This is a genomic window from Dokdonella sp., assembly GCF_019634845.1.
GTDB lineage: Bacteria > Pseudomonadota > Gammaproteobacteria > Xanthomonadales > Rhodanobacteraceae > Dokdonella_A.
Map to the genome: position 1 here is coordinate 32,789 of NZ_JAHCAQ010000012.1, position 26,068 is coordinate 58,856.

Annotated in this window: 20 protein-coding genes and 1 pseudogene; 13 read left to right on the forward strand and 8 right to left on the reverse strand. The window is 66.5% G+C overall.

What is annotated here, in order from left to right; genetic code table 11:
* Positions 1-63 precede the first annotated feature (63 nt).
* From KF903_RS09910 to KF903_RS09935, 6 genes are all read right to left on the reverse strand, one after another.
* Positions 64-1,401, reverse strand: a complete 1,338-nt coding sequence (locus KF903_RS09910) for a hypothetical protein (protein WP_291214176.1) — start codon at positions 1,399-1,401, stop codon at positions 64-66.
* 480 nt (positions 1,402-1,881) lie between these two features.
* On the reverse strand, positions 1,882-3,156 hold the full coding sequence (locus KF903_RS14275) for a hypothetical protein (protein ID WP_345777755.1): 1,275 nt from the start codon (positions 3,154-3,156) through the stop codon (positions 1,882-1,884).
* Between the two features lie 44 nt (positions 3,157-3,200).
* Positions 3,201-4,397, reverse strand: a complete 1,197-nt coding sequence (locus KF903_RS09920; protein ID WP_291214178.1) for a kelch repeat-containing protein — start codon at positions 4,395-4,397, stop codon at positions 3,201-3,203.
* A 15-nt stretch (positions 4,398-4,412) separates the two neighbouring features.
* Positions 4,413-5,267: a thioredoxin fold domain-containing protein gene (locus KF903_RS09925; RefSeq protein WP_291214180.1), complete on the reverse strand. Its 855-nt coding sequence runs from the start codon at positions 5,265-5,267 to the stop codon at positions 4,413-4,415.
* Complete coding sequence (locus KF903_RS09930) at positions 5,264-6,058, reverse strand: DUF4852 domain-containing protein (protein WP_291214182.1); 795 nt, start codon at positions 6,056-6,058, stop codon at positions 5,264-5,266. The genes KF903_RS09925 and KF903_RS09930 overlap by 4 nt, the downstream gene beginning before the upstream one ends.
* Positions 6,058-6,897, reverse strand: coding sequence for a hypothetical protein (locus tag KF903_RS09935; protein WP_291214184.1), 840 nt, complete (start codon positions 6,895-6,897; stop codon positions 6,058-6,060). The genes KF903_RS09930 and KF903_RS09935 overlap by 1 nt, the downstream gene beginning before the upstream one ends.
* Positions 6,898-7,079: 182 nt before the next feature.
* Between KF903_RS09935 and KF903_RS09940 the strand changes: the two genes are divergently transcribed.
* A complete protein-coding gene (locus KF903_RS09940; protein ID WP_291214305.1) occupies positions 7,080-9,803 on the forward strand; it encodes a tetratricopeptide repeat protein in 2,724 nt (907 codons plus the stop codon).
* 24 nt (positions 9,804-9,827) lie between these two features.
* Here KF903_RS09940 and parE read toward each other — a convergent pair whose 3' ends face one another.
* On the reverse strand, positions 9,828-11,717 hold the full coding sequence (parE, locus tag KF903_RS09945; RefSeq protein ID WP_291214186.1) for a DNA topoisomerase IV subunit B: 1,890 nt from the start codon (positions 11,715-11,717) through the stop codon (positions 9,828-9,830).
* Positions 11,718-11,739: 22 nt separating this feature from the next.
* On the opposite strand from parE, the gene KF903_RS09950 reads away from it, so the two are divergent.
* The 12 genes and pseudogenes from KF903_RS09950 (at position 11,740) to KF903_RS10005 (ending at position 24,601) form a co-directional block, all read left to right on the forward strand.
* The gene (locus tag KF903_RS09950; protein WP_291214188.1) at positions 11,740-12,276 is read left to right on the forward strand and encodes a hypothetical protein; all 537 of its coding nucleotides are present in this window, start codon (positions 11,740-11,742) and stop codon (positions 12,274-12,276) included.
* Entirely contained in the window at positions 12,273-13,691 is a 1,419-nt protein-coding gene (mdtD, locus tag KF903_RS09955) for a multidrug transporter subunit MdtD (protein WP_291214190.1), read from the forward strand. The genes KF903_RS09950 and mdtD overlap by 4 nt, the downstream gene beginning before the upstream one ends.
* 14 nt (positions 13,692-13,705) lie before the next feature.
* The gene (locus KF903_RS09960) at positions 13,706-15,109 is read left to right on the forward strand and encodes a hypothetical protein (RefSeq protein ID WP_291214192.1); all 1,404 of its coding nucleotides are present in this window, start codon (positions 13,706-13,708) and stop codon (positions 15,107-15,109) included.
* Positions 15,110-15,216: 107 nt separating this feature from the next.
* Positions 15,217-16,896, forward strand: a complete 1,680-nt coding sequence (locus KF903_RS09965; protein WP_291214194.1) for a CTP synthase — start codon at positions 15,217-15,219, stop codon at positions 16,894-16,896.
* Positions 16,893-17,729 carry a 3-deoxy-8-phosphooctulonate synthase gene (kdsA, locus tag KF903_RS09970; RefSeq protein ID WP_291214196.1) on the forward strand — a complete coding sequence of 279 codons (837 nt, stop codon included), beginning with the start codon at positions 16,893-16,895 and terminating at the stop codon, positions 17,727-17,729. The genes KF903_RS09965 and kdsA overlap by 4 nt, the downstream gene beginning before the upstream one ends.
* 22 nt (positions 17,730-17,751) lie before the next feature.
* Positions 17,752-17,949, forward strand: coding sequence for a hypothetical protein (locus KF903_RS09975; RefSeq protein ID WP_291214198.1), 198 nt, complete (start codon positions 17,752-17,754; stop codon positions 17,947-17,949).
* 27 nt (positions 17,950-17,976) lie between these two features.
* Positions 17,977-19,272, forward strand: coding sequence for a phosphopyruvate hydratase (gene eno, locus KF903_RS09980; protein ID WP_291214200.1), 1,296 nt, complete (start codon positions 17,977-17,979; stop codon positions 19,270-19,272).
* Positions 19,273-19,284: 12 nt separating this feature from the next.
* A complete protein-coding gene (gene ftsB, locus KF903_RS09985) occupies positions 19,285-19,596 on the forward strand; it encodes a cell division protein FtsB (RefSeq protein ID WP_291214202.1) in 312 nt (103 codons plus the stop codon).
* Positions 19,586-20,332, forward strand: coding sequence for a 2-C-methyl-D-erythritol 4-phosphate cytidylyltransferase (gene ispD, locus KF903_RS09990; RefSeq protein WP_291214205.1), 747 nt, complete (start codon positions 19,586-19,588; stop codon positions 20,330-20,332). Before ftsB ends, ispD begins: the two co-directional genes overlap by 11 nt.
* Positions 20,333-20,497: 165 nt before the next feature.
* Positions 20,498-20,971 (forward strand): annotated as a pseudogene (gene ispF, locus KF903_RS09995) (2-C-methyl-D-erythritol 2,4-cyclodiphosphate synthase); the annotation flags it as partial.
* 149 nt (positions 20,972-21,120) lie between these two features.
* Entirely contained in the window at positions 21,121-22,125 is a 1,005-nt protein-coding gene (truD, locus tag KF903_RS10000) for a tRNA pseudouridine(13) synthase TruD (RefSeq protein WP_291214206.1), read from the forward strand.
* 178 nt (positions 22,126-22,303) lie between these two features.
* On the forward strand, positions 22,304-24,601 hold the full coding sequence (locus KF903_RS10005; protein ID WP_291214209.1) for a thiamine pyrophosphate-dependent enzyme: 2,298 nt from the start codon (positions 22,304-22,306) through the stop codon (positions 24,599-24,601).
* A gap of 171 nt (positions 24,602-24,772) precedes the next feature.
* Here the strand turns inward: KF903_RS10005 and KF903_RS10010 are convergent, their stop codons facing one another.
* On the reverse strand, positions 24,773-26,008 hold the full coding sequence (locus KF903_RS10010) for a hypothetical protein (RefSeq protein WP_291214211.1): 1,236 nt from the start codon (positions 26,006-26,008) through the stop codon (positions 24,773-24,775).
* Between the last annotated feature and the right edge of the window lie 60 nt (positions 26,009-26,068).

A 26,068-nucleotide genomic window follows, 5' to 3' on the forward strand; every position in this document is an offset into this window, starting at 1 on the left:
ATCCACCGTCACGCGATGACACCGCCGGTCGAACCGGCAGGTGGAGCTCGTTCGGCCCGGCGCTCAGCCGCCGTCGAAACCGTTGGCGAAGATGAGATCGCCGGCGCGCTCGATCGCGCCGATGTCGAGCGCGCCGCTGACCAAGCGCGACGCCTGGGTGCCGATGGCGACGGCCGCGCGCCTCGGCTGCCAGGCGGGCGGGAACAGCGGGTTGGGCACGGCGTAGCCGGGAATCGGTGGCGGCACAGGATTGGCCGCGTCGAGCAGTGCGCTGGCGGGAGCTGGTGTGAGGTCGAAGCCGGCCACGTTGACGAATCCCGGATTGGCGCCCTGCAGCGTGCCGCTCCATTCCGCTGGCACGTAGGTCGCGCCGGTCGGGACCCAGTTGTTGCTGCCACCGACTTGGCGACCGTTGGTCCACACCGCTTCCACCGTGCGTTCGATGCGCAGCGTGCCGCCATTGGGCGCGAACAGGACGTTGTTGTGAGCCTCCACCGCCTGGATGCCGTCGAAGATGCGGAACACGGTCGCGTCGGTGCCCGAGGTCACGAGGATCGTGTTGTTGGCGAAGCGCACGCGGCCCTTGCTCTGGCCGGATCCATCGCCACCGACGCGGATGACCGACCCGAACGCGGCGTTGCTGTGCACGATCACGTTGCCGACCACGTCCTGGTCCTCGCGCACGAGGTCCTCGCTCCAGCCAGGCTGCTGGGTGTCGGCGTCGGGGCCGATGAGTTCGAGTTCGTGGTAGGCCGCGCCCTCGAACCAGTTGTAGTGGATCTCGCTGCGCTCATGGCGACTCTTGAGCAGGTTGCCGCCAGTGCCGTCGTGCACGTAGTTGTACCGCATGCGGAACACCGATCCCGGATGCGCGATTTCGTCACTCTGGATGTACAGCGAATGCCGCGTGGTGCCGCCACCCGAGTTGTAGATCTCGCTGTATTCGAGCGTGAGCGAACCCGAGTCGTTGTCGGCGCTGAGGACGCCGTGCCCAGGGCAGTCGTGGATCAGCAGGTCGCGCAGGGTGATGTCGTGGGCGACGACGAACACGCAGCGCGAGCTGCCACCCGTGACCTCGAAACCCTCGAACACGACATGGTCGGACTGGCGCAGCTCGATCGTATTGGTGCCGCCGGCCAGGCGCGGGCGTTGCCCGTTGACGCGCACACCGCGGATCACGACCGGGTTGCCGGCGCTGCCGCCGTCGGCGGACGGCACGATCACGCCACCGGCATAGGTCACGTTGCCGTCGACCTCGACCACGTCGCCACCAGCGAGATCGACCGCAGCGAACAGCGCATTGAGCGAAGTGTGGGTGCGGCCCGGGCCGACCTGATAGGTCGCGGCGCCGGCGAGCGGCGCGACGAGGGCGAGCAGGGGCAGTAGCGGGCGCAGGGACATGACGGCTCCGGTCACAAGGGTAGCCCGATCATCGCCGATCGGTGCAGCGCCTGTTGTGCGCTGGCGCATGAGCTGGCCAACTGCGCGGCCGGCGCCGACCGCTGCGCGAGACACGCAGTCGGCGCAAGGCAGGCGGCGACGCGACAAGCCCCGCGGTGAGCGTGCAGGCTTGCCTCAGCGGTGATGACTGCGCTCGGCATGCCCAGTGTGATCCGATTGCGCGGCGATGTGTGTGCAGCGGACGCATACGGCTAAGGGGCCGCCGGGGCACGCTGTGATGAAGTCCTGAACTCCGAATCGAGTCGCGCGGGCGTGCCATGCACCGGGCCTCGCCAATCAGACCCGCAACGATTGCCGCGTTGGATGCGGCCAGCAGGCAGACCAGGGATGGCCGCAGGGATTGCTAAGGACGAGGGCGGCCCATGGGCCGCCCTCTCTTTGGTTTTATCGGGTGAACGACCAGTGCGTGCCTTCAAAAGCTCAGTCCGCTGTCATTCCAAAGCTGTCGTAGAAGATGTAATCCGCTTCGACGACGGTAGTTGGTGTGGATGAGCTCCCGCCGTGATTGATGCCATTGCCCAGTTGCCCCATCGCGTTATTGCCCCAGCAACGTGCCGTATGATCTTGGAGGATCGCGCAGGTGTAGTTGCCATGGCCCGGAGCCGAGATTGCAATAACACCACTGGTCAGGCCGGTAACATCGACAGGTGTTGAGCACGGCAGCGGCGCCTGTAGTACGCACTCGTTTCCCAATTTTCCGCTGCCCTTTTCGCCCCAGCATTTGACGCCGCCGTTGGCCAAGGCGCAGGTGTGGCTTAACCCCATTGCAATGGCGGTTACGCCAGCTGGCAGGCCGACAACGGCGACGGGTATCTTGGAGTTGTTGGTGCTTCCGTTGCCGAGCACGTCGGAAGAATTGTTCCTTCCCCAGCACATCACGTTGCCGCTGACGATGGCGCAAGCATGGTCACTTGCGGCGGCGATTGCGGAGACGCCGCTGGACAGGCCCACGACAGGCTCTGGAGTCAGATGTGTGCCAGAAGTGGTTCCCAGCCCCAACTGACCGCTCCCATTTGCTCCCCAGCACCATGCACCTCCGCCTGCGACAGCGCATGTGAAGTCGTCACCGGTCGCGACAGCCGCGATGTGAGATGAAGCAGAGAAACCATTTGCTCGCACGGGAACATTGCGATCGATCCTCGTCCCGTCGCCAAGTAGGCCGCTACCGTTGGGCCCCCCCCAGCACCAGAGAGAGTCCATGTTCGTGATACGACGAATTGCGCAAGTGTGATGGTAGTTCGAGCTGACGGACACAATATTCGCGTCCAGTTCGTTGGCAGCGGTCGGTGATGGATTCATCGCGTAAATGCTGTAGTCGTAAATTGGGGGTGCTCTCCCATCTCCCAAGACGTTGACATCCGCATTTATGAGGCCGCCCCAGCAGCGAACACCACCATTCTCTATCGCACACGAATGATGATCGCCGCTCGCTACCGCTGTTGCACCGTGCAACGTGCGTACCGGTGCCGGTGTTGCGCGCCTCGTGTTCGACTTCCTGCCATCGCCCAAAGCGAACGCGGTGTACATGCCCCAACATTGAACTTGGCCGTTCGCCATGGTTGCGCAGGCGTGGTAAGGGCCTGCGGCAATGCTCTGTATTCCCTGCAATGGGCCGGCAACTGCCGAGGACGCCGTCATCAAACAGCAGATCGCCAGAATTTGCGTGGTGGATCGGGAAGCCATGGGTAACTCCATCCAGGAAGAAATTTTTTCATTGGCCAATGTGGATCGGAAAGCCGTCAGCGCTCGAACGCATCCTTGAAGATGTCGTCGCGTACGTAACGCTCCATCGTCGGTGTCCCGAGGCTCGGGGCGGGTGGGGCGGGGGTTGTCTGGCCGCCGATCATCAGGACGCTGCCGTCAAGCAGACGCACGGCTGCGGCACTGCGGCGCGCATGGGTCATGCCGGACACTTCATGAACAGTTTTCGTAACGGGGTCGTAGATGCGAGCGGAGGCCTTGGGTATCGGCCACATGTTGTCAATGCCGCCGGCGATCAGCAGTGTGCCGTCGGCCAATACGGTGGCAGTGTGATCCATGGCGCCCGAGCCATAAGGCAGGGCGACCCCCGGCCGAGAGATGATTTCACCCGTTGCGATCACGAAGATGTCGCAGGAATAGGCGACGCCATAGTCGACAGCGCCCGTTTGGTGCCCGCCGCAAAGAAGAACCTTACCATTCGGCATGGCGCTGCCCGTGTGATACGAGCGCGACCACCACATATAGGTTTGATCGCCGTTCCGATTTCGGGTGTACTTGAACGAATTCGTCGCGGGATCGTAGAGTTCCGCTGTGTCGAGCGCAGACAGATAGCCGCCATCAGGTGCGCTTGCGCCATAGCCTTTTCCGCCATAGAACAGCACGCGCCCGTCGGCGAGCAGAGTCGCGGAATGGAACGCGCGCCGTTGCAGCATGCTCGGGCCGGGTGAAAAGGTGCCGGTCGCCGAGTCGTAGATTTCGGTGCTGGCCAGCGGCGTGGCGCAGATATCGTCGGCGCAGCCGCCGGCAATCATGACGCGTCCGTCCGCAAGGGGCGTCACGCTTGGCGCGACGCGCGGGGTCGCAAGATTCGGCGTCGCAATGACCGAATTGTCCGCAGGGTCGAACACGATTCCTCGGTTATTCGTGTAGCAGAAGTCGCCGATCAGGAGCGCTTTTCCGTCTGGCAGCGAAGTGAAGGGTGCGCCGGGAAGCGAGAAAGGCAGTGTCGCGACCCGCGCGACGGTCGAGTGAGCAGGGTCGAACACGTAAACGCCCCACCCATCTACGATAGCGACGCGACCGTCCTGCAGGAGCGTCGCCGCCGGCGTAGTCGCCGGCGCCTCCGCTTCATCGGTGTAATCGGGTGCTGGAACGAACACGCCATCCCAAGCACTGGCCGGCGCGGCAATCAGCGCGAGCAGCGCCATTGGCAGGAATTGACGAAACGCGGCCATTGCAGGTTCTCCGTGTCAGTTCGCATCAAACATGGCATTGGTGCGTTCGAGCGCAGTCATGCGCTCCCGTAACGTTGCCATCCCTCGGTATGCAGATGTCGTGCCATCCGCGTAGATCAGCGTCGGAGTGACGTAGCTGAAGTAGGCGCGCAGCACTCGCACTTCTCGATCCGGGTATTGGCATCCGGCCGGCGTCGATCGCGGGAACACGTGATCGCCCATCGCCTGCCCCCACGCGCGAGCGCGATCGACTTGGCACCAGATCGACGCCACGATCGGGCGGTTTTCCTCGAACAGCGAACTCGGGAACACGTAGTACGGAATGCCGGCTGCTTTCATGTCCTTTTCGAACTTGCGGCACGGGATGCACTCGACGGCGCTCAGCACCGCTACTCGCACGGGCTTGTCCTTGCCGCCCATCAGGATTGCGTCGTGCCATGGCAAATGCGCCACTGCGCTTGCGTGCAGCGCATCAATAGCGTTCTGCGGCAGTGGCGCGCCCGTGCGCGCGTCGTGCCAGCCCATGACGCCGTTATTGGCTGAGACGCGGTTGTCGGCATCGACAAGCATCGGTGCGAGGTCCTCCTGGCCCGGCTTGCTGAGGTCATAGATGCCGGGAAACGGTGTCGGGCGGACGCGCATTCCGCGATAGCTTTGTTCGAGTCGCCGCATGGCGGTGGCGTCGTCGGTGACGGTGCCGGCATCGCGCTCGGTGGCTTGCGCTGGATGTGCGGCGTCGACTTGTTGCTGGCGAGGTTTCAAGCCGAGTTGTTGCAGCAGGCCGGAAGCGTCAACTGCGAGCGACTCCCGTGTGCCAAGCGCAGCCACTATGACGATTGCCGCGAGCGCAAAATGGCGAAGCGTACTCACGGCGCGGTGGCCTCAGCGAGCACCTGCTGGTTGGGTCCGATCAATTGCACCTTCATGATGTGCGCGATCACCGCATGGTTGTTGTCCTGCGTCGAACGCGCGAAGGCATGGATTTTCAGCGAAAGCTTCCTATATTGGCCAACGAACTTTTCGATGTCCTTGGCGATGGCTTCGTCGGCGATTGGAATGAAGCGGTAGGCCGACGTATTGTCGAAACCTAGTGTGTAGTTGCCGCCATAACCAAAATCGCTGATATAGCCGTAACCACCGTCGCTGAGCAACGCAGTGTTGACGGGAAAGCCTTTGCGATTGAAGTCGTAGTGCCCAAGGTCGGGTGACGAATCGGTCCAGAGCAGGTAGGGGTGCGCCTTCGCCTCGGCGATGTTCGCGTCGATCTTCGGCGTGAGCGCGGTGAGCAGGTCGCGCTTGCGGAAGCTGTCCTGCGTTGCGCGGTAATCGCTCGAATATTGCATCGCCAATTGTTCGTAGTCGGGCGGCAGGCCGGAGTTCGCCGCGTACAGGAACATGAGCTGGCTGGCGTCGGTGATCGGTATGTAGGCCGAATCCGGTGTGGACGGATCAGGTTGCGGCAGGGCGGCGAGGCGGGCTTTTTCCGCGTTCGCGCGCGCTTCCTGCTCGGCTTTCTGTCGCGCTTGGTCCATTGCGTAGGGCGTCAGTGCCTCCGCCACGGTTTTAGGTTGCGAGGTCGGCGCTGCTTCGCGCGAGCACGCGGCGAGCAGGGCGGCGGCGAAGGTGGAAAAGACAATCTGAGCGAAACCGACCGCACGCATCACGAATTCTCCTTCGGGAAAGCGACAAAGGCTCGCCAACTGCGCCAGGCGAGATAGGCGCTGATTGCAACGATCAGGTAGAAGCCGGAGCCGAGCGATGCCGCCTCCATGACTCCTTCCATCGCGCTTTGAATGGCTTGCCGCTCCAAGTCTCCAAAGTCGGCTTGCCGGCCGAACATCCCGGCGGCTCGCTCCCGCGCGGCTTGCGCGGCGAAATAGTTGTTTACGCTGACGAAGATGCGCAGCACCGTGAACACGACAAAGGCAAGAGGCAATGCGCCGGCGAGACGGGTCAGGCGTTTGTGGGCAAACACTGCGGCGAAGGGGCCGGCCAGACACAACAGGCCCAGCAAGCTGAGCGCTCCGTGCTCCTTGAGGCGCAGCTTTGCGATGCTATTCATGTCCAGGCTAGATAAGTCCCAAAAACTCAAGCCGGCGGTGTCATAGGAGATGCCGCTGACGCTGGCGAGCGTGAACCATGCCAGCACGAGCGCGCAGGCGGCGATCAGCGGATACAAACCCATGCGCTGCTTGAGCGTCAGTGCCGCGGCTTGCGCCTTTTCCGCAATGCCGGGGCCGTGCTCGCGTGCGAGATCGGTGAGCCGTTCGACGGCGTTCTGTGTTTGGCCGGTATCTGCCGCGACGCGAATGGCGGCGATGCTGCCATCGCCATCCAGATGCAGTTCCACCGGCTGATTGACGGCAGGCGCGACCGAGGATTGCCACAGGCCTTCCAATCGGAATGGATACTGCTTGCTATTTGCGACGATCAGGCCGGGCGTGTCGGAAGGTGTCTTGATGACGACGCCCCGCAGGCTGGTCGGATGCTGTTCGTTCATTCGTGGTGTCCGTGGATGATGTACTTGTGCAACGCTGTCGCTGCGATGCAGGCGCCGTCCCCACGATGCCCACACGGAACTCACACGAATCGCAAGGCATTGATCTGTAATGATGTTTGCCCCAATGCGGCGGCCGTTCTACAGTGCGCCGAGGTACACAAAGGGGCGGACCCGTGGAGAAAATGGACGGCATGCGCGAGGCGGGCGGTGCGGTATTCCGCTGGACGTTCGGGGTGGTCGAGTTCAACGAGGCGGCGTGGGAATTGCGCGTTGGCGGCATGGCGGTGGACATCGAGCGGCGGCCGCTCGACGTGCTGGGTTGCTTGCTGCGGCACGCCGGCGAGGTCGTCACCAAGGACGAATTGCTCGACGCGGCGTGGTCCGGGCGCATCGTTGTCGAGGGCGCATTGACCAACGCGATCGGCAAGTTGCGCAAGGCGATCGGCGACGAAGAGCAACGCATCATCGCGACAGTGCCGCGTGTCGGCTATCGGTTCCTGGGTAAGGTCGAACGGCGGCTCATCGAGCGCCGCGCGGCCGGCACGCAGCTCGCGACCGGAGACGCGGTGCCGCGGCGTCCCAACTGGCGGCTGGCGCAGCCGCTCGACCAGTCCGGAGCGGGCGAGGTCTGGCTGGCCGAGCATGCGAAGACACACGAGCGGCGCGTGTTCAAGTTCAGTTTCGACGGCAGCCGGCTCGCTTCGCTCAAGCGCGAGGCGACGATTGCGCGCCTGCTGCACGACAGCCTCGGCGCACGCGAGGAATTCGTGCGCGTCGTCGACTGGGATTTCGAGGACGCGCCGTATTTCATCGAATCCGAATACGGCGGTCCGAATCTCGAACAGTGGGTGGAGTCGAAGGGTGGTCTCGCGTCGGTCCCGATGCAGCAGCGCATCGAATTGCTGGCGAAGGTCGCCGACGCCGTCGGCGCGGCGCACGAGCTTGGCGTGTTGCACAAGGATCTCAAGCCGGCGAACGTGCTCGTCCACGAAACTGCCGATGGCGCGACGCCGCGGCTGGTCGATTTCGGCAGCGGACGCGTGCTCGATCCCGGCCGGCTCGAAGCGCTCGGCATCACCCGGCTCGGTCTCACCCAGACGCAAACGATGGCGAGCGAGCTGACCGGCACGCCGCTCTATCTCGCGCCGGAATTGCTTGCCGGCCAGGTGCCGACGGTGCGCTCGGATATCTACGCGCTCGGCGTCATGCTCTATCAGTTACGTGTCGGCGACCTGCGGAGGCCGCTCTCGGCAGGGTGGGAAAGCGATATCGACGATCCACTGCTGCGTGAGGACATCGCGAGCGCCGCGAACGGCAATCCCGATCTTCGCTTCGACTCGGCGCGTTCGCTTGCGGCAAACTTGCGTTCACTCAATTTGCGCTCGCTCGCCGTTGCTGCGGCACTTGAGCGCGAGCAACGCGAGCAGCGCGCGCAAACGCGTTCGCGGCGCAGGCGAAGATGGCTAACGCTTGCCTTCGCCTCGATGACGTGTGGGTTGGCTGTCGCAATTGGCATGTATCGGCAGGTGGCCACCGCGAACGCCCGCGCGGAGCACGAGGCGCGCATCGCCGCCGCCGTCAATCGGTTCCTCAACGAGGATGTACTGGCGGTTGCCAGTCCGATGCGTGGCGGACGTGCCGGCATCAGTGTACAGGAAGCGCTCGATGCGGCCGCTCCCCGCATCGATGCGCGATTCGGGGCGATGCCGGAAATTTCGGGTGCGCTGCACCGGACGTTGGGTGATGTTTACTACCAGATCTCGGATTTTCCGGCCGCGATCGCGCAATTCTCGGCGGCGGCCACGCAGTTCGCCAAGGCCGAGGGCGATTCTTCGGTCGATACGGTCGCCGCGCGCGTTCTGCAAGCGCAAGTCATGGCTCACGCGGGTCGTTTCGAGGAAGCAGGCGCAATGCTCGATGCGACAGCGCCACTGGTAGAGAAGTTGGCGCGTGAGCAGCCGATGTTACGCGTCAATGAAGACTTGGCACGGGCCTGGATCGCTTTCAACACGATGCGTTTCGATGCCGCTATTGCTCCGCTCGAAGATGCCGCACAGCGCCTTGTTGGCATTCCGGATGCTGGTCGTGACATCGCCGCGACGGTCGAGCAGGCTCTGACATCGGCGCGTTCCCGCCTGGGATTGCCGTCGGAATCACTCGAGCAGACGCAGCAGCGGCTACTCGCGAAGATCGAGGGCGAGCAAGGGCGCAGCGCACCCATGTCGCTGGGTGCGCGCCATCTGCTGGCGCGCATCCAGGTGTTGCGAGGCAAGGGTCGAGAGATGGAGCAGACCTATCTCGATCTTGCTCGCGATTTCAATCGTGTGCTTGGCCCCGAGAACGAGAACACGCTGCTGGTCATGCACGGGCTTGCCAACGTCTATGCCAAGCTCGAGCGCTGGGACGATTGCGCGCGTAATGCGCGGATCGCCTACGAAGGACTGAATCGCCGCGTCGGGCCGGACCATATTGGCACGCTCAATGCGCTGGATACGCTCGCGCTTGCCGAATTCCGTTTGGGTCACGTCGACGAGGCGTCGCGGTTGTTCGAAACCGGAATCGAGCGGTTGCGCGCGTCCAAGAACAAATTGAGCGGCTTGCTGCTTTCGGCGTTCGAAATCAATCTGGCCTATGTGCGGCTCGCTCAAGATCGGCGCGATGAAGCGGCCGCGCTCGTTACCGATGTGCGCGAGCATGGAGGTACCCTCCTTGAAAAGGATACCGATGCGGCAGGTGAGCTGGCGTGCCTGGAGGGCCGAATCGCGATGTTGTCCGGCAACGTTGCGTTGGGCATGGCGAAGTTGAGCGAAGGGGTCGCGCTGCTTGAGAAGCAGAATCCCGACAGTTACTGGGTCATTCGCGAAGCCAAGGCGGCGATGCTCCAAAAGCCGAGCAACGCGCCCTGACATCGGTTGGGCAAGATCGGATCGTCACACCTCCAACGACGCCAGATCGCCCTTGGTCTCCAGCCATTCCTTGCGGTCGCTGGCGCGCTTTTTCGACAGCAGCATGTCCATCACCTTGGCGGTGCCGTCGTCGGGCTCGACCGTGAGTTGGACCAGACGGCGCGTGTCGGGGTGGATCGTCGACTCGCGCAGCTGCGAGGGATTCATCTCGCCAAGACCCTTGAAGCGCGTGACGCTGACGGCGCCCCTGATCTTCTCGCGCTCGATCTTTTCGAGCATCGCGTCGCGTTCGGATTCGTCGAGACAGTAGAACACCTGCTTGCCGACGTCGACGCGGAACAGCGGCGGCATCGCGACGAAGGCGTGGCCTTCGCGCACGAGCGCCGGGAAATGCTTGAGGAACAGTGCCGACAGCAAGGTCGCGATGTGGAGGCCGTCGGAGTCGGCGTCGGCGAGGATGATGACCTTGCCGTAGCGCAGGCCCGACAGATCGTCCTTGCCGGGATCGCAGCCGATTGCGACGGCGAGGTCGTGGACTTCCTGCGAGGACAGCACTTGGCCCGATTCGACTTCCCACGTGTTCAGAATCTTGCCGCGCAGCGGCAGGATCGCCTGGAAATCCTTGTCGCGCGCCTGGCGCGCGCTACCGCCGGCGGAATCGCCCTCGACGAGGAAGAGTTCCGTGCGCGACAGGTCGCTCGACGCGCAATCGGCGAGCTTGCCGGGCAGGGCGGGGCCTTGGGTGACCTTCTTGCGGACGATTTGTTTCTCGGCCTTGAGCCGCAACGCCGCGCGCTCGATGGCGAGTTGCGCGATTTTCTCGCCAATCTCGACGTGCTGGTTCAGATACAGCGAAAACCCATCGTGCACCGCGTTCTCGACGAAGCCGGCCGCATCGCGCGAGGACAGCCGCTCCTTGGTCTGGCCCGAGAACTGTGGATCGCCCATCTTCAGCGACAGCACGAAGCACAGGCGGTCCCATACGTCTTCGGGCGCGAGCTTGATGCCGCGCGGCAGCAGGTTGCGGAATTCGCAGAATTCGCGCAGTGCGTTGGTCAGGCCCGAACGCAGGCCGTTGACGTGGGTGCCGCCCTGCGCGGTCGGGATCAGGTTGACGTAGCTTTCCTGGGTGAGGTCGCCCTCGGGCAGCCAAGTGGCGGCAAATTCGACTGCGCCATTGCCCTTGTCGTGCTGGCCGACGTACAGGTCGGCGGGAATGCGTTCGCCCTCACCGAGCATCGAGCGCAGGTAGTCGCGCAGGCCGTCTTCGTAGTGCCATTCGAGCTTCTCGCCGCTGGCCTCGTCGCTGAGCCGCACGGTAAGTCCCGCGCACAGCACGGCCTTGGCGCGCAGCACGTGCTTGAGCCGCGGCAGCGACACCTTGGGCGAGTCGAAGTACTTCGGGTCGGGCCAGAAACGCAGCGTGGTGCCGGTCTGCTTCCTGGGTACGCTGCCGATGACCTCGAGCTGGCTGGCGCGGTCGCCATCGCGGAAGCTCATGCGGTGGATCTGGCCCTCGCGGCGGATCGTCACCTCCACGCGCTGCGACAGTGCGTTGACCACCGACACGCCCACGCCGTGCAGACCGCCCGAGAACTGGTAGTTGCGGTTGGAGAACTTGCCGCCCGCATGCAGGCGCGTGAGGATCAATTCCACGCCCGGGATCTTCTCCTCGGGGTGGATGTCGACCGGCATGCCGCGGCCATCGTCGGCCACCTCGATCGAACCGTCGGTGTGCACGGTCACGTCGATCGTTCTGGCGTGCCCGGCCAATGCCTCGTCGACCGAGTTGTCCACCACCTCCTGCACCAGATGGTTGGGGCGCGAGGTGTCGGTGTACATGCCCGGACGGCGCTTGACCGGGTCCAGTCCCGACAGGACTTCGATGTCGGCGGCGTTGTAGCGACTGCTCATTGCGAAGGATCGTGGTGCTGCAGTGAAGGGCGTGCAGGATGGGCATTCACCTTGTCGCGGTCAAGCAGAAGGGGCGTCAGCGCTGCTAGGCTGCGCATCCACGGTTTCGCGAGGAGCCACGCATGCCGTTGACGACGAGTCGGCGGTGCCGGTGTCTGGCCGCGCCGGCAGCCAATCGGGTGCGCGCATGAGCAGGCCCGCGCTCACCTCCGGCGCGGCGATGCGCGCCATCAACGCCGGTGCGTCGCGCCTCGGCTTGGCGTTGCACGACGCGGCTGCGCCGCGCCGGTTGGCGGGCGGCAAGGTCGAGCGCAGCGACCAGGGTGCGCGGCTGGCGCCTGCACGCGCGGGCGAAGCCGTGCGCGCGGCGGCTCGCTCGCCGTCGCCCGATCAGGCCCAGGCGCTCGATGCGGCGGTCAAGGCGGCGACGGGCGGCGCGGCCCGTGACATCGGCGGCGCCGACAGCCGGTCGCGCCTGCGGACGATCCCGACCGACGCGGCGGTGGTGATCGCGGGCGCCTGTCGGGCCCACTTGCCCGGGACCGCGCCGTCGCCATGAGCATCGCTCCGGTCGCACCGGCAGGCAGTTCGCGCGCGCTGCTGTGGCTGGTGGCGCTGGGCGTGTTCATGCAGATGCTCGATTCCACCATCGTCAACACCGCGCTGCCGGCGATGGCCGCCAGCCTCGGTGAAAGCCCGTTGCGCATGCAGTCGGTGGTGATCGCCTACGCCTTGACGATGGCGATGCTGATCCCCGCCTCGGGCTGGCTGGCCGATCGTTTCGGCACGCGGCGTGTGTTCCTGTTCGCGATCAGCCTGTTCGCGCTGGGCTCGCTGTTGTGCGCGCTGGCACATTCGCTGCGGTTCCTCGTGCTCGCGCGCGTCGTGCAGGGCATCGGTGGCTCGATGCTGTTGCCGGTCGGGCGCCTGGCACTGATGCGCTCGGTGCCGCGCGCGGAGTTTCTCGAGGCGATGAGCTTCGTCGCAATCCCGGGCCTGATCGGACCGCTGATCGGGCCGACGCTCGGCGGCTGGCTGGTCGAGGCGCTGTCGTGGCACTGGATCTTCCTCATCAACATCCCGGTCGGCCTCGTCGCCGCCGCGGGCGCGCTGCGCCTGATGCCCGATGCGCGCAGCCCGGTCGGCGCCTTCGACCTGGCCGGCTACTTGATGCTGGCGGTGTGCATGGTGGCGATCTCGCTCGCGCTCGATGGCCTGTCCGATCTTGGTCTGCGCCATGCGACCGTGGCCGTGCTGTTTCTGTTCGGCATGGCGATGTTCGTGGCCTACTGGCTGCATGCCACGCGTGTGGCCGGACCCCTGTTCCCGCTGGCGTTGTTCCGCGTGCCGAGCTATCGCATCGGTGTGCTCGGCAACCTGTTCGCACGCATCGGCAGCAGCGCCATGCCGTTCCTGATCCCGCTGCTGCTGCAGGTGGGACTCGGTTTCACGCCACTCGCGGCGGGCACGGCGATGATCCCGATCGCGTTGGCCGGCATGGTTTCCAAGCGCGCGGTGGTGCCGATCGTGCAGCGCTTCGGCTACCGCCGCGTGCTCATCGTCAACACGGTCCTGGTCGGCGTCGCGATGGCGAGTTTCGCGCTGATCGGGCCGGGTCAGCCGCTGTGGCTGCGCATCGTGCAGCTGTCGGCGTTCGGGCTCGTCAACTCGCTGCAGTTCACCGCGATGAACACCGTCACCCTGCGCGACCTCGAAGCCGACCTGGCCAGCAGCGGCAACAGCCTGCTGTCGATGGTGATGATGCTGGCGATGAGCCTGGGCGTGGCGTTGGCGGGCGGCGCGCTGGGCGCGTTTTCGGCGGCGTTTGGCGCGGTGGCCGGCGCCGCGGCACTGCCGGCCTTCCACGCCACCTTCATCGCCGTCGGCTTGGTCACGACGATGTCGGCGTGGATGTTCTGGCAACTCGAACCCAAGCGCCGGTTCCCGGTATCGGCGCCGGTCGATCCGCTGTGAGGGAGTGCTGCCGCATGAATCGCGTGGTCAAGTGGATGATCCTGTCGCCGCTGCTGCTGGCCTGGGTGCTGTTGCTGCTGCTGGTGGTGCTGTGGAGCGCATCGCGGCTGATGACGCCCACAGCGGCGGACCGCGCGGCGCTCGCGCTGCTGCAGGCGCCGGTGCCGACGGACGGCAGCAATGCATTCGCACGGCTGTGGTTGCTCGACTACGACATTCCCACCGCCGATCGTGATGGGGTGGCGGCGCAGGATGCGCAGCGGCTGCGCGACGCGCTGACGGCCGATCCGGCCGAGCTGTCGCCGGCGTTGCCGCAGGACAGCAGCGCCCACGGCCACTACCCGCAGGTGACTGTGGACGCGGAGGCCGTGGCCTGGTGCGGCTTGCGCGAGGGCGATTGCCTGGCCCATGTGCGCGCGCATCGCGAGGCACTGGCCGCGCGTCTTGCGCAGGAGGCCAGCCTGTTGCAACGCGTGCGCTCGCTGGCGGGTTACGGCTACGTGCGCAGCGAATTTCCGCCCTCCCTCGACACGCCGTTGCCGCCATTGCGACAGCTTGCGATATCGCCGACGCGCAGCGCGCTGGATTTCGTCGCCGGCAACCCCAGCGCCGCTTTCCGCGCGAGTTGCACCGACGTCTCGACCTGGCGGCGGCTGGCCAGCAATAGCGACAACCTCGTGGTGTCGATGGTCGGCATGGCACTGCTCGACGCCAATGCGCGATTGCTCGCGCAGATGCTCGCCGAGCGGCCGCTTGCCGAACCGTTGCCGGCTGCATGCCGCGCGGCGTTCGATCCGGCCTTGCCGCCACTGGACCTGTGCATGGCGATGCAGGGCGAGGCCGCGAGCATGTTCGCGCTGCTGGATCGGCTCGATGCGGCGCCGCGTCGCCTGACTGAGGGCGCTTGGTATGGACTGACCACCGATGTCATGCGCACCAAGGCGCGCATGGCGCGCTCGTATGTGCCCGCCTGCCAGACGCGGACGCGGGAGCTGCTGGCGCGTGACGCGCCGCTGCCGCCGGTGCGCGAGTTCGAGCCCGTGGACATCTTCGGTCTGGACTGCATTGGCAACGCCGCGGGCTGCGTCTTGGCCGGCATGAGCGCGCCGAACCAATCGAAGTATCTGCTGCGCCTGCAGGACACCCAGGCCAGGCTGCGCCTCACCGGCCTGCTGCTCGACCTGTCTGCGCAGGCAGCGGGGCCGGCGCCGGCGCCGACTGCGCTGGCCGCGGCGATCGCGGCGATCGCGGCGCAGCCGCCGCACCTGCGGGCGATCGCGTTCGATGTGGCGGGTGGGCAGTTGCAGATCGGTCTGCGCGACACCTCCAAGGGGGCGTTGTGGTCGGTGCCGCTGCCGGCCACGCATCTGGCCCACCCGGCCGCAGCCGCGCCCGCTGCCGCGGTGGTCGCCGACTGAAGCGGGCATGACCGCAGCGGCCCGTGTTTCATCTGCATCCGGCCGGTGTGCTCGCCGCGCCGTGGGCAAGCGGGTAGAATGTGACTTTCCGGCAGAAAGTCTCGCCCATGACCCCCCTCATTTTCGTGACCGGCGGCGTGGTGTCCTCGCTTGGCAAGGGCATCGCGGCGGCGTCGCTCGCGGCCATCCTCGAGGCACGCGGCCTGCGCGTGACCTTGATGAAGCTCGATCCCTACATCAATGTCGATCCGGGCACGATGAGCCCGTTCCAGCACGGCGAGGTCTACGTCACCGATGACGGCGCCGAGACCGACCTCGACCTGGGCCATTACGAGCGCTTCGTGCGTACGCGCCTGACCGGCAAGAACTCGATCACCACCGGCAAGATCTACGAGAGCGTGATCGCCAAGGAGCGCCGCGGCGACTATCTGGGCGCCACCGTGCAGGTGATTCCGCACATCACCGACGAAATCAAGCATCGCATCTACGAAGCCACCCAGGGCTACGACGTGGCGCTGGTCGAGATCGGCGGCACCGTCGGTGACATCGAATCGCTGCCGTTCCTCGAGGCGATCCGCCAGATCCGCATCGAACACGGCGCCGAATTCGCGATGTTCATGCATCTCACGCTCGTGCCGTACATCAAAGCCGCCGGCGAGATCAAGACCAAGCCGACCCAGCATTCGGTGAAGGAATTGCGCTCGATCGGCATCCAGCCCGACGTGCTGGTGTGCCGCTGCGAGCAGCCGTTGCCGCAGACCGAGCGGCGCAAGATCGCGCTGTTCACCAATGTGCCCGAAAAGGCCGTCATCAGCGCGGTCGATGTCGACGTGATCTACAAGCTGCCGCTGTGGCTGCATGCGCAGAAGCTCGACGAGATCGTCATGGAACGCCTGCACCTGACCGCACGGCCGGCCGACCTGTCGGAATGGGAGCGCACGGTCGAGGCCGTCGAGCATCCGCAGGGCGAGGTCGACATCGCCATCGTCGGCAAGTACGTCGAGCACAAGGACGCCTACAAGTCGCTCGGCGAGGCGCTGCGCCATGGCGGCATCAAGCAGAAGACGCGCGTCAACCTGCACTGGCTCGAATCCGAGGACATCGAGCGCAAGGGCGCCGACATCCTGCAGGGTTACGACGGCATCCTCGTGCCGGGCGGTTTCGGCAAGCGCGGTTTCGAGGGCAAGGTGGCGGCCGTGCGCCACGCGCGCGAGCAGCGGATCCCGTATTTCGGCATCTGCTATGGCATGCACGCGGCGGTGGTCGACTTCGCGCGCCACGTGGCGGGCCTGCCCGGCGCCAATTCGAGCGAGAACGACCGCACCTGCGCCGATCCGGTCATCGCGCTCATCACCGAGTGGACCACCGGCAGCGGCGACATCGAGAAGCGCGACGAGAGCTCGGGCAAGGGCGGCACGATGCGGCTGGGCGCGCAGGAATGCCGCCTCAAGGCCGGCACGCTGTCGCGCGAGCTCTACGGCCAGGACGTGGTGCGCGAGCGCCATCGTCACCGCTACGAGTTCAACAACCGCTACCGCCAGCAGTTCAAGGACCTCGGTCTCGTGATCGCGGGCAAGTCGATGGACGACCTGCTCGTCGAGATGATCGAGCTGGCCGACCACCCGTGGTTCATCGCCTGCCAGGCGCATCCGGAGTTCACCTCGACGCCACGCGACGGCCATCCGCTGTTCATCGGCTTCGTGCGCGCCGCGCGCCAGCAACGCGCCTTGCGCGAGGCGCCGCGCGTGGACGGCACGGCACCGGCGAAGATCGGGGCCACCGCATGAAGCTGTGCGGGTTCGAAATCGGGCTCGACCGGCCCCTGTTCCTCATCGCCGGTCCCTGCGTCATCGAGTCGATGCAGTTGCAGCTCGACACGGCCGGCACGCTGAAGGACATCGCCGCGCGCCTGGGTGTGCCGTTCATCTTCAAGTCGAGCTTCGACAAGGCCAACCGCACGTCGGGGACGAGCTTCCGCGGCCCCGGCCTCGAGCAGGGCCTGAAGGTGCTGGCCGAGGTCAAGCGCCAGATCGGCGTGCCCGTGCTGACCGACGTGCATGAGTACACGCCGCTGGCCGAGGTCGCGAGCGTCGTCGACGTGCTGCAGACGCCGGCCTTCCTGTGCCGCCAGACCGACTTCATCCACAACGTCGCCAAGGCCGGCAAGCCGGTCAACATCAAGAAGGGCCAGTTCCTGTCGCCGTGGGAGATGAAGCACGTCGCCGCCAAGGCCAAGGCCACCGGAAATCCCGACATCATGGTCTGCGAGCGCGGCGCGAGCTTCGGCTACAACAACCTCGTGTCGGACATGCGCAGTCTCGTCGTCATGCGCGACACCGGCTGCCCGGTGGTATTCGACGCCACCCATTCGGTGCAGTTGCCGGGTGGCGCCGACGGCAAGACCGGTGGCCAGCGCGAGTTCGTGCCGGCGCTCGCGCGCGCGGCGGTCGCGGTCGGCGTGGCCGGCGTGTTCATGGAAACGCATCCCGACCCGGACAAGGCGCTCAGCGATGGGCCGAACGCGTGGCCGCTGGGGAAGATGGAAGCGTTGATGGAAACGCTCATCGGACTGGATTCTCTGACAAAGAGAAATGCACTCGTCGAAACAAGCCAATCCTGACGAACCTCAGGGAGACGCCCAAGTGTCCGCTCAACCGGTTTGGGTAACTCTCGGCAAGACCATTCGCCAGCTCATAAGAGAGTTGGAAACTTTCGAGGATCAGGAACTGGAAGTTCGGATTTCCTTGGATGGCGGCAGCAGCCATGAATGCATCAGCTTGATTGGAAAACTAGATGGCAAAGCTGTCTTGATGAATTGCGGATTTGATGGCAATCGATAGTTCTTGCTCACTGATCACAGAGTAGATATGACAAATATCGCCCACATCCACGCCCGCGAAATCCTCGACTCCCGCGGCAACCCCACGCTCGAAGCGGAAGTCACGCTCGCCAACGGCGCGTTCGGTCGCGCAGCCGTGCCGTCGGGCGCATCGACCGGCTCGCGCGAGGCGGTGGAGTTGCGCGACGGCGACAGCAAGCGCTACCTGGGCAAGGGCGTGAAGAACGCGGTCGCCAACGTCAATGGCGTGATCGCCACCGCGCTCAAGGGCTTCGACGCGGCCGACCAGCGTGGCCTCGATCACAAGCTCATCGCCCTCGACGGCACGCCGAACAAGGGCAAGCTCGGTGCCAATGCGTTGCTTGGCGTGTCGCTGGCCAACGCGCACGCGGTCGCGGCATCGAGCAAGCTGCCGCTGTGGAAACATCTTGCGGGTGAGCGCGCGCCGCGCCTGCCGGTGCCGATGATGAACATCATCAACGGCGGCGCGCACGCCGACAACAACGTCGACATGCAGGAGTTCATGATCCTGCCGGTCGGCCTGCCGAGCTTTGCCGAAGCGCTGCGCGCGGGCACCGAGATCTTCCATGCGCTCAAATCGGTGCTCAAGGGGCGTGGCCTCAACACCGCGGTCGGCGACGAGGGCGGTTTCGCGCCGAACCTGAAGTCCAACGAGGAAGCGATCGAAACGATCCTCGAAGCCGTGGCCAAGGCCGGCTACGCGATCGGCAAGGACATCTGGCTTGGCCTCGACGTCGCCAGTTCGGAGTTCTACAGGGACGGTGCCTATCACCTGGAAGGCGAGGGCAAGGTGCTGAGCGCGGAGCAGCTCATCGAGTTCTATGCCGGCTGGTGCGCCAAGTATCCGATCGTCACCATCGAGGACGGCATGGCCGAGGGCGACTGGGACGGCTGGAAGAAGCTCACCGACCGGCTCGGCAACAACGTGCAGCTCGTCGGCGACGACCTGTTCGTCACCAATACGTCGATCTTCAGGCAGGGCATCGACCAGCACATCGCCAACGCGATCCTCATCAAGGTCAACCAGATCGGCACGCTGACCGAGACGCTCGACGCGATCGCGATGGCCGACGCGGCCAACTACGCCTCGATCATTTCGCACCGTTCCGGCGAGACCGAGGACACGACGATCGCCGATCTCTCCGTCTCGACCGCGGCGACGCAGATCAAGACCGGCTCGCTGTGCCGCTCGGACCGCGTGGCCAAGTACAACCAGCTGCTGCGCATCGAGGAGGCGCTCGGCGGCGCGGCGCGCTACGCCGGCCGCCAGGCATTCCCGAACCTGCCCTCGTTCAAGGGCTGAGGTCGGACGCACGTGCTGCGCTGGGTCGCGCTGATCCTCGTGGTGCTGCTGGTCGCGCTGCAGGTGCAGCTGTGGACAGGCCACGGTGGCCTGCGCGACCTGTGGCGCCTGCAGCAGAACATCACCGAGCAGAAGCAGGAAAACGACACGCTCAAGAAGCGTAACGACACGCTCGCCGCCGAGGTCGAGGATCTCAAGCACGGCAGCGAGGCGATCGAGGAACGTGCGCGTTCCGAACTGGGTCTGCTCAAGCCCGGGGAAACCTTCATCCAGGTGGTGGAGCCGACCGCCAGCGACGGCAAGCCGGCGCGCGATGACCACTGAGGCGCTGTATTGCGTGGTGCCGGCGGCCGGCCGCGGCGCCCGCATGGGAGGCGATCTGCCCAAGCAGTACCTGCCGCTGGCCGGCAAGCCACTGCTGCAGCACACGCTCGAGCGCCTGCTCGGCCATCCGCGCATCGCCGGTGTGGTGGTGGCGCTGGCCGCCGCCGACCCGTACTGGCCGGCGCTGCGCCTGCCCGCCGGCAAGCCGCTGCTCACGGTCACCGGTGGCAGCGAACGCGCCGACTCGGTCTTGGCCGGGCTGCATCGCCTGCTCGAGCTCGGCGTGCCCGCCACGCAGTGCGTGCTCGTCCACGATGCGGCGCGCCCGTGCCTGCGCCATGCCGACATCACGCGCCTGATCGAGCTGGCCGTGCCGGCCGGTGGCGGTCTGCTGGCGGTGCCGTTGCGCGACACCCTCAAGCGGGCCGACGCGCAGCAACGCTGTATCGCCACCGAGCCGCGCGAATCGCGCTGGCGCGCGCAGACGCCGCAACTGTTTCCGCTCGGCGCGCTGCGCGCCGCGCTCGAGGCCGCGCAGCGCGCGCAGTGCATCGTCACCGACGAGGCGATGGCGATGGAACTGGCCGGACAGTACCCGCTGCTGGTCGAGGGCAGCGAGGACAATCTCAAGGTGACCACGCCGGCCGATCTCGTGCTGGCCGAACACCTGCTCGCCGGCAGCGACGCGGGCCCGGTCTGGGCCGTTGGGCGCGGTGCCGCCGACGGGGCGCGCTGATCCGAGCGACGGACCGTGCGCGATGGCGTGGAGTCGCGCCCGGCGCTGAGGTATGTTGCGTCAGGTCTGGACGGCGCGCCGCCATGCGTCGGATCGACGCCGCGAAACGGCGGCGTCGCCAGCGTTGCCATTGCCCGCCCTCCATTTCCGGTTCTTCACCCAAGCATGCGCATCGGCCAAGGTATCGACGTCCACGCATTCGGCCCCGGCGACTACGTCACGCTCGGTGGCGTGCGCATCGCGCACGATCATGGCCTAGTGGCCCACTCCGACGGCGACGTCGTCATCCACGCCTTGTGCGACGCGCTGCTCGGCGCCTTGGCGCTCGGCGACATCGGACGACTGTTCCCGCCGAGCGACGAGCAGTGGCGCAACGCCGACAGTCGCACGTTCCTGCGTCATTGCACCGCGCTGGTGGCGCAGCATGGTTTCGTGCTCGGCAATGCCGACGTGACCGTGGTCTGCGAACGGCCGCGACTGGCGCCGCACGTCGAGCGCATGCGCGCGACGCTGGCTACTGATCTGGGTTGTGCGATCGGCGACATCAGCGTCAAGGCGACCACGAGCGAGAAGCTCGGTTTCACCGGGCGCGGCGAGGGGATCGCCGCCACTGCGGTGGTGTTGCTGCAGGCGCGCGCCGTGCCGGCGTCGCTCGTGAACGAGGACGACAGCGAACTGCGCGCCTTCGTCGAGCGCGTCGCCGCCGAGGTCGACGCCGACGTGGTGCGGCCGGCGCCGGGCGGCAGCGTCGCGGCGACCACCACGCAGCGCCAGCGCGGGCCATGACCATGGACCTGCCGTACGCGCACGGCGGCCCGCCGCTGGTCGCGGAGCTGCGCCGCGAGCCGGCCGACTTCCGCGTCGAGGAAATCCTCGGCTTTGCGCCCAGCGGCAGCGGCGAACACGCCTTCGTGCTGATCGAAAAGACCGCCGCCAACACCGAGTGGGTGGCACGCGAGCTTGCCCGTCGCCTCGGTCTGGCGCCGGTGGCCATCGGCTTCGCCGGCCTCAAGGACCGCCATGCCATCACGCGCCAGGCGTTCACGGTCCACCTCGGTCAGCGCGCCGAGCCGGACTGGCAGGCGCTCGACATCGAGGGCGTGCGTGTGCTGTCGGTCGCGCGCCACGCGCGCAAGCTCAAGCGCGGCAGCCATCGTGGCAACCGCTTCGAGATCCGCCTGCGCGCGCCGCAGGGCGAGCGCGACCGCGCGCAGGCCGTGCTCGATGCGATCGTCGCGCAGGGCGTGCCCAACTATTTCGGCGAGCAGCGCTTCGGTCGCGACGGTGGCAACGCCGACCTCGCCCGGCAACTGTTTGCCGGGGCGCGCATGCCGCGCGAACGGCGTGGCATCGCGCTGTCGGCCGCGCGTTCGGAACTGTTCAATGCCGCGCTGGCGCAGCGCGTTGCCGCCGGCAGCTGGAACCGCGCGCTCGATGGCGAGGTGTGGATGCTCGCCGGCACCCATTCGGTATTCGGCCCCGAGCCACTCGACGATGCGCTGCGTGAACGCCTCGCCAGCGGCGACATCCATCCGAGCGGACCACTGTGGGGACGCGGCGAGCTGCGCAGCACCGATGCGGTGCGTGCGCTCGAACTCGCGGTCGCCGACGCGCATGCCGAACTGGCGCGCGGCCTGGAGGCGGCCGGACTCGAACAGCAGCGCCGCGCCTTGCGCCTGCTGCCGCGCGAACTCGCCGCAAGCTGGCAGGACGACGGACTCGCGATCCGCTTCGCGCTCGAAGCCGGCGCGTTCGCCACCACGGTGCTGCGCGAGCTGGCCCGCTGGCATTGACTGCCACGCGCGCGCCGCGAGCGTGGTCAAGTGGCGCGCGGCAAGGTAAACGCCCGGCAACACGACGGTGACGGCCGCGGCATCGTCTGGCGGTGGCGGCGGCGCCGCCGCTATCCTTACGCGCTTTGGCTGGCCATCGGTGAACGCCGAGGCCGCCCCATCGTCCACAAGGTCCGCCATGTCTGTCGTGCAGCCGATTCCAGCCCGCCACAAGAACGTAAATCGCGCAGAGGTTTGCGATCAGAACTTCAAGGAGTTTGTGCAATCGTGGCGGGGCCGTGCGGCAACCGCCGGCGCAGCGTCGGCGGCGGTCCTGCCCGGCAGCCGCTGCAGCGCGCAGGACTTCCTCGAACTGTTCGACTCGCAGCTCATCTCGCGCCATCTCGACCTGATGGCGCGCGTGCTGCGCGTCCGCAACAAGGTGTTCTACACGATCGGTTCGTCCGGTCATGAGGGCAATGCCATGGTGGCGCGGCTCACGCGCCATACCGATCCGGCATTCCTGCACTACCGCAGCGGCGCCTTCATGGCCGAGCGTTTCCGCAAGCTGCCGGGGCTCGATCCGATCATGGATTCGGCGCTGTCGTTCGCGGCGAGCGCCGAGGACCCGGCCTCGGGCGGTCGCCACAAGGTGTGGGGCAGCAAGCCATTGTGGGTGCTGCCGCAGACCTCGACGATCGCCTCGCACCTGCCCAAGGCGCTCGGCACCGCGGTTGCGATCGAGCAGGCGCGGCGCATCGGCCATGCCTTGCCGGTGCCCGATGACTCGATCGTGGTGTGCTCGTTCGGCGATGCCTCGTCCAACCACGCCACCGCGCAGACCGCGTTCAACGCCGCGGCATGGACGGCCTATCAGAAGCTGCCGGCGCCCGTGCTGTTCGTGTGCGAGGACAATGGCATCGGCATCTCGGTCAAGACGCCCAACGACTGGGTGCGCGCGAACTTCGAGAGCCGCCGCGACCTCGATTATTTCTTCGCCGACGGGCTCGACCTCGCCTCCGGCTATGAGCAGGTGGCGCGTGCGGTGCACCACGTGCGCACGACGCGGCGGCCGACCTTCCTGCACCTGCGCACGACGCGCATCATGGGCCATGCCGGCACCGATTTCGAGATCGAGTGGCGCAGCATCGAGGAGCTGATGGCGGTGGAGGCGACCGATCCGCTGCTGCGCTCGGCGGCGATCGCGCTCGAGGCCGGCCTGTATGCGCCCGAGTCGCTGCTGGCCAGATATGAAGACTTCCGCCAGCGCTGCTTCGCCGCCGCCGAGGAGGCCGACCGGCGGCCGCGGCTGCAGACGCTGGCGGCGGTAATGGCACCGTTGGCCCCGTTTTCGCCCGACAAGGTAGCCGCGGAGGCGGCGCGCGCCGACTACGCGCCGCGCCGCGTGGCCGCCTTCGGTGGCGAGGACAAGTTGCCGGAAAAGCAGCCGCCGCGGCATCTGGCGATCCAGATCAACAATGCCTTGCACGACCTGTTCGCCAAGTATCCCGAGACGCTGCTGTTCGGCGAGGACGTGGCGCAGAAGGGCGGCGTCTACACCGTCACCAAGGGCCTGCACAAGGCGTTCCGCAACGCGCGCGTGTTCAACACGCTGCTCGACGAGACGATGATCCTCGGCCTGGCCCAGGGTTACGCCAACATGGGCATGCTGCCGATTCCGGAAATCCAGTACCTGGCGTATTTCCACAACGCCTGCGACCAGATCCGCGGCGAAGCGGCCAGCCTGCAGTTCTTCTCCAACGACCAGTACCGCAATCCGATGGTCGTGCGCATCGCCGGACTCGGCTACCAGCGCGGCTTCGGCGGCCACTTCCACAACGACAATTCGATCACCGCGCTGCGCGACATTCCCGGCCTCGTGGTCGGCTGTCCGAGTCGTGGCGACGACGCGGCGATGATGCTGCGCACGCTGGCGGCGCTGGCCAAGGTCGATGGGCGCGTCACGGTGTTCCTCGAGCCGATCGCGCTGTACATGGGCAAGGATCTGTACGAAGCCGGCGACGGCCAATGGCTGACGAGCTACCCGCCACCCGAGCAGGCCATGCCGCTGGGCGAGGCGCGCATCTACGAGGGCGCCGCCCATGCCGCGCAGCCGCCGGCCGCCGATCAGCCCAGCGACCTCGTCATCTTCACCTACGGCAATGGCGTGCCGATGAGCCTGCGTGCGGCGCGCACGATCGAGCAGGAGCTCGGCTGGCGCGTGCGCACGATCGACCTGCGCTGGCTGGTGCCGCTCAACGAGGCCTTCATCGCCGCCCAGGCGGCCACGGCCAGGCGCATCCTCGTGGTCGACGAGGGCCGTCATGCCGCCGGCGTCGGCGAGGGCGTCATCACCGCCATCGTCGAGGGCGGACATGGCGCCATCCCGCTGCGTCGCGTGGTCGGTGCCGACACCTACACGCCGCTGGCCGGGGCCGCCTTCCTCGTGCTGCCGGGTGAGGCCGACATCGTCGCCGCGGCGCGAACCCTGCGCTGATGCGCGGCGGCGCAATGTGCCCGGGGGGCGGCGCGCCGACGCCAGCATGGGCGCGCACCGCGCGTGCCGGCCTGCCGCTGCGTTGATGCGTGCCACGCCGTCACGCGCCGAACGGGTTCCGAGGCGTGACAGCGGCCTGGTGCGAGGACGCGCCACCTGCCGACGGCAACGTCAGTCGAAGCCGTTCTTGAAGATGACGTCATTGCCTGCGCCGCCGCCCCAGTACGGCGTGGTGCCGGCGACGATCGCGACCGAGGAAGAACCGGGCGCAAGGCTGAGGACGCGGATCGTGCCGTTGCGCACGAACGCGATGCGCTGACCGTCGGGCGAGAACGTCGGCCACGAATCGAGCGTGTTTACGGAGAGGTCGCGCACCAGGGTGTGCGTGGTCGCCGAATACAGGCCGATGTTGCCTTCCACCGGAATGCCGAATGCGCTCGGCCCCGGCCCACGCACGGCGACGACCCATTGGCCGTCGATCGAGCCGCTCGGATAGCCGATCTGCAGCGACGGATCGGTAGCGACCTGCACGTCGCAGGAGCTGCCGTTGCCGGGCGGCGGATATTCGATGCAGATTGTTGCGGGCGTGCCACGGCGCGCGACGATGACGTTCTCGCCAAGCCAGCCCTGTCCGGTCTGGTAGGTCGAGGATGCGATCGAAACAAAGTGACCGTTCTGGTCCGGAAAATAGTACGTGTACCAGCCAAAGCCTGCGAAGTACCAAGTCCACGACGCCTTCGTGCCGGACGGCGAAATGCGTGGCAGATCGTAGACTTCGCCGTAGGTCAGCACCTGCGCGGCGCCGCCGGCGAGCGGAACGAGGTAGATCCCGCCGGGATTCTGGCCCGGAGTCATGTACGCGGCCATGGTGCCGTCGGCGGTGATGCCGGCAGCGGTCGCGTTCTGCTTGATCGTGCGCTGCGTCATCGCCGGATGGTCGGGATCGACGGCGCAGACGGACGTGCCGCACTGGTAGACGATCGTCGATGCAGCTGGCGCAGCACTGGATGCGCAGGCCGCGAGTGCGCCGAAAAACAGTACTGCCGGGTGGGCGGGGCGATATGGAAGCAGGGTGCTGGGGTGTCGCATCAAAGTCAGCGCTCCTCGAATAATGAGCACCCCTGCGCGTTCAACGGTATCAGGGATGGGGCGGGCAGGCCAACCCCGGTCCGTGCGCTCGCATGCAACGTCGGAGGCGGCGCAGGTCAGTGCGGCGCTTTCCCGGTTGCGGTGGTTCGCCGGGCGTGCGCGCACGATCGCAAGCGCATGCGCAGAAGCGGCAGCAGCCGTTGCGGCATCGATGAGGTTGCAGTGGGCGGGCAGACCGTCGCGCAGTGCCATGGTGACGGTGGCACCGCTGTACACGTTGCTCAGGTGGGTCAGCGCCGGAGTGGTCGTGGTGAACATCCGGCTGCGGTCGTTGCGCGTTGGCCGCGGGTGACACCGCACGACGCCATCGGTTTGCGT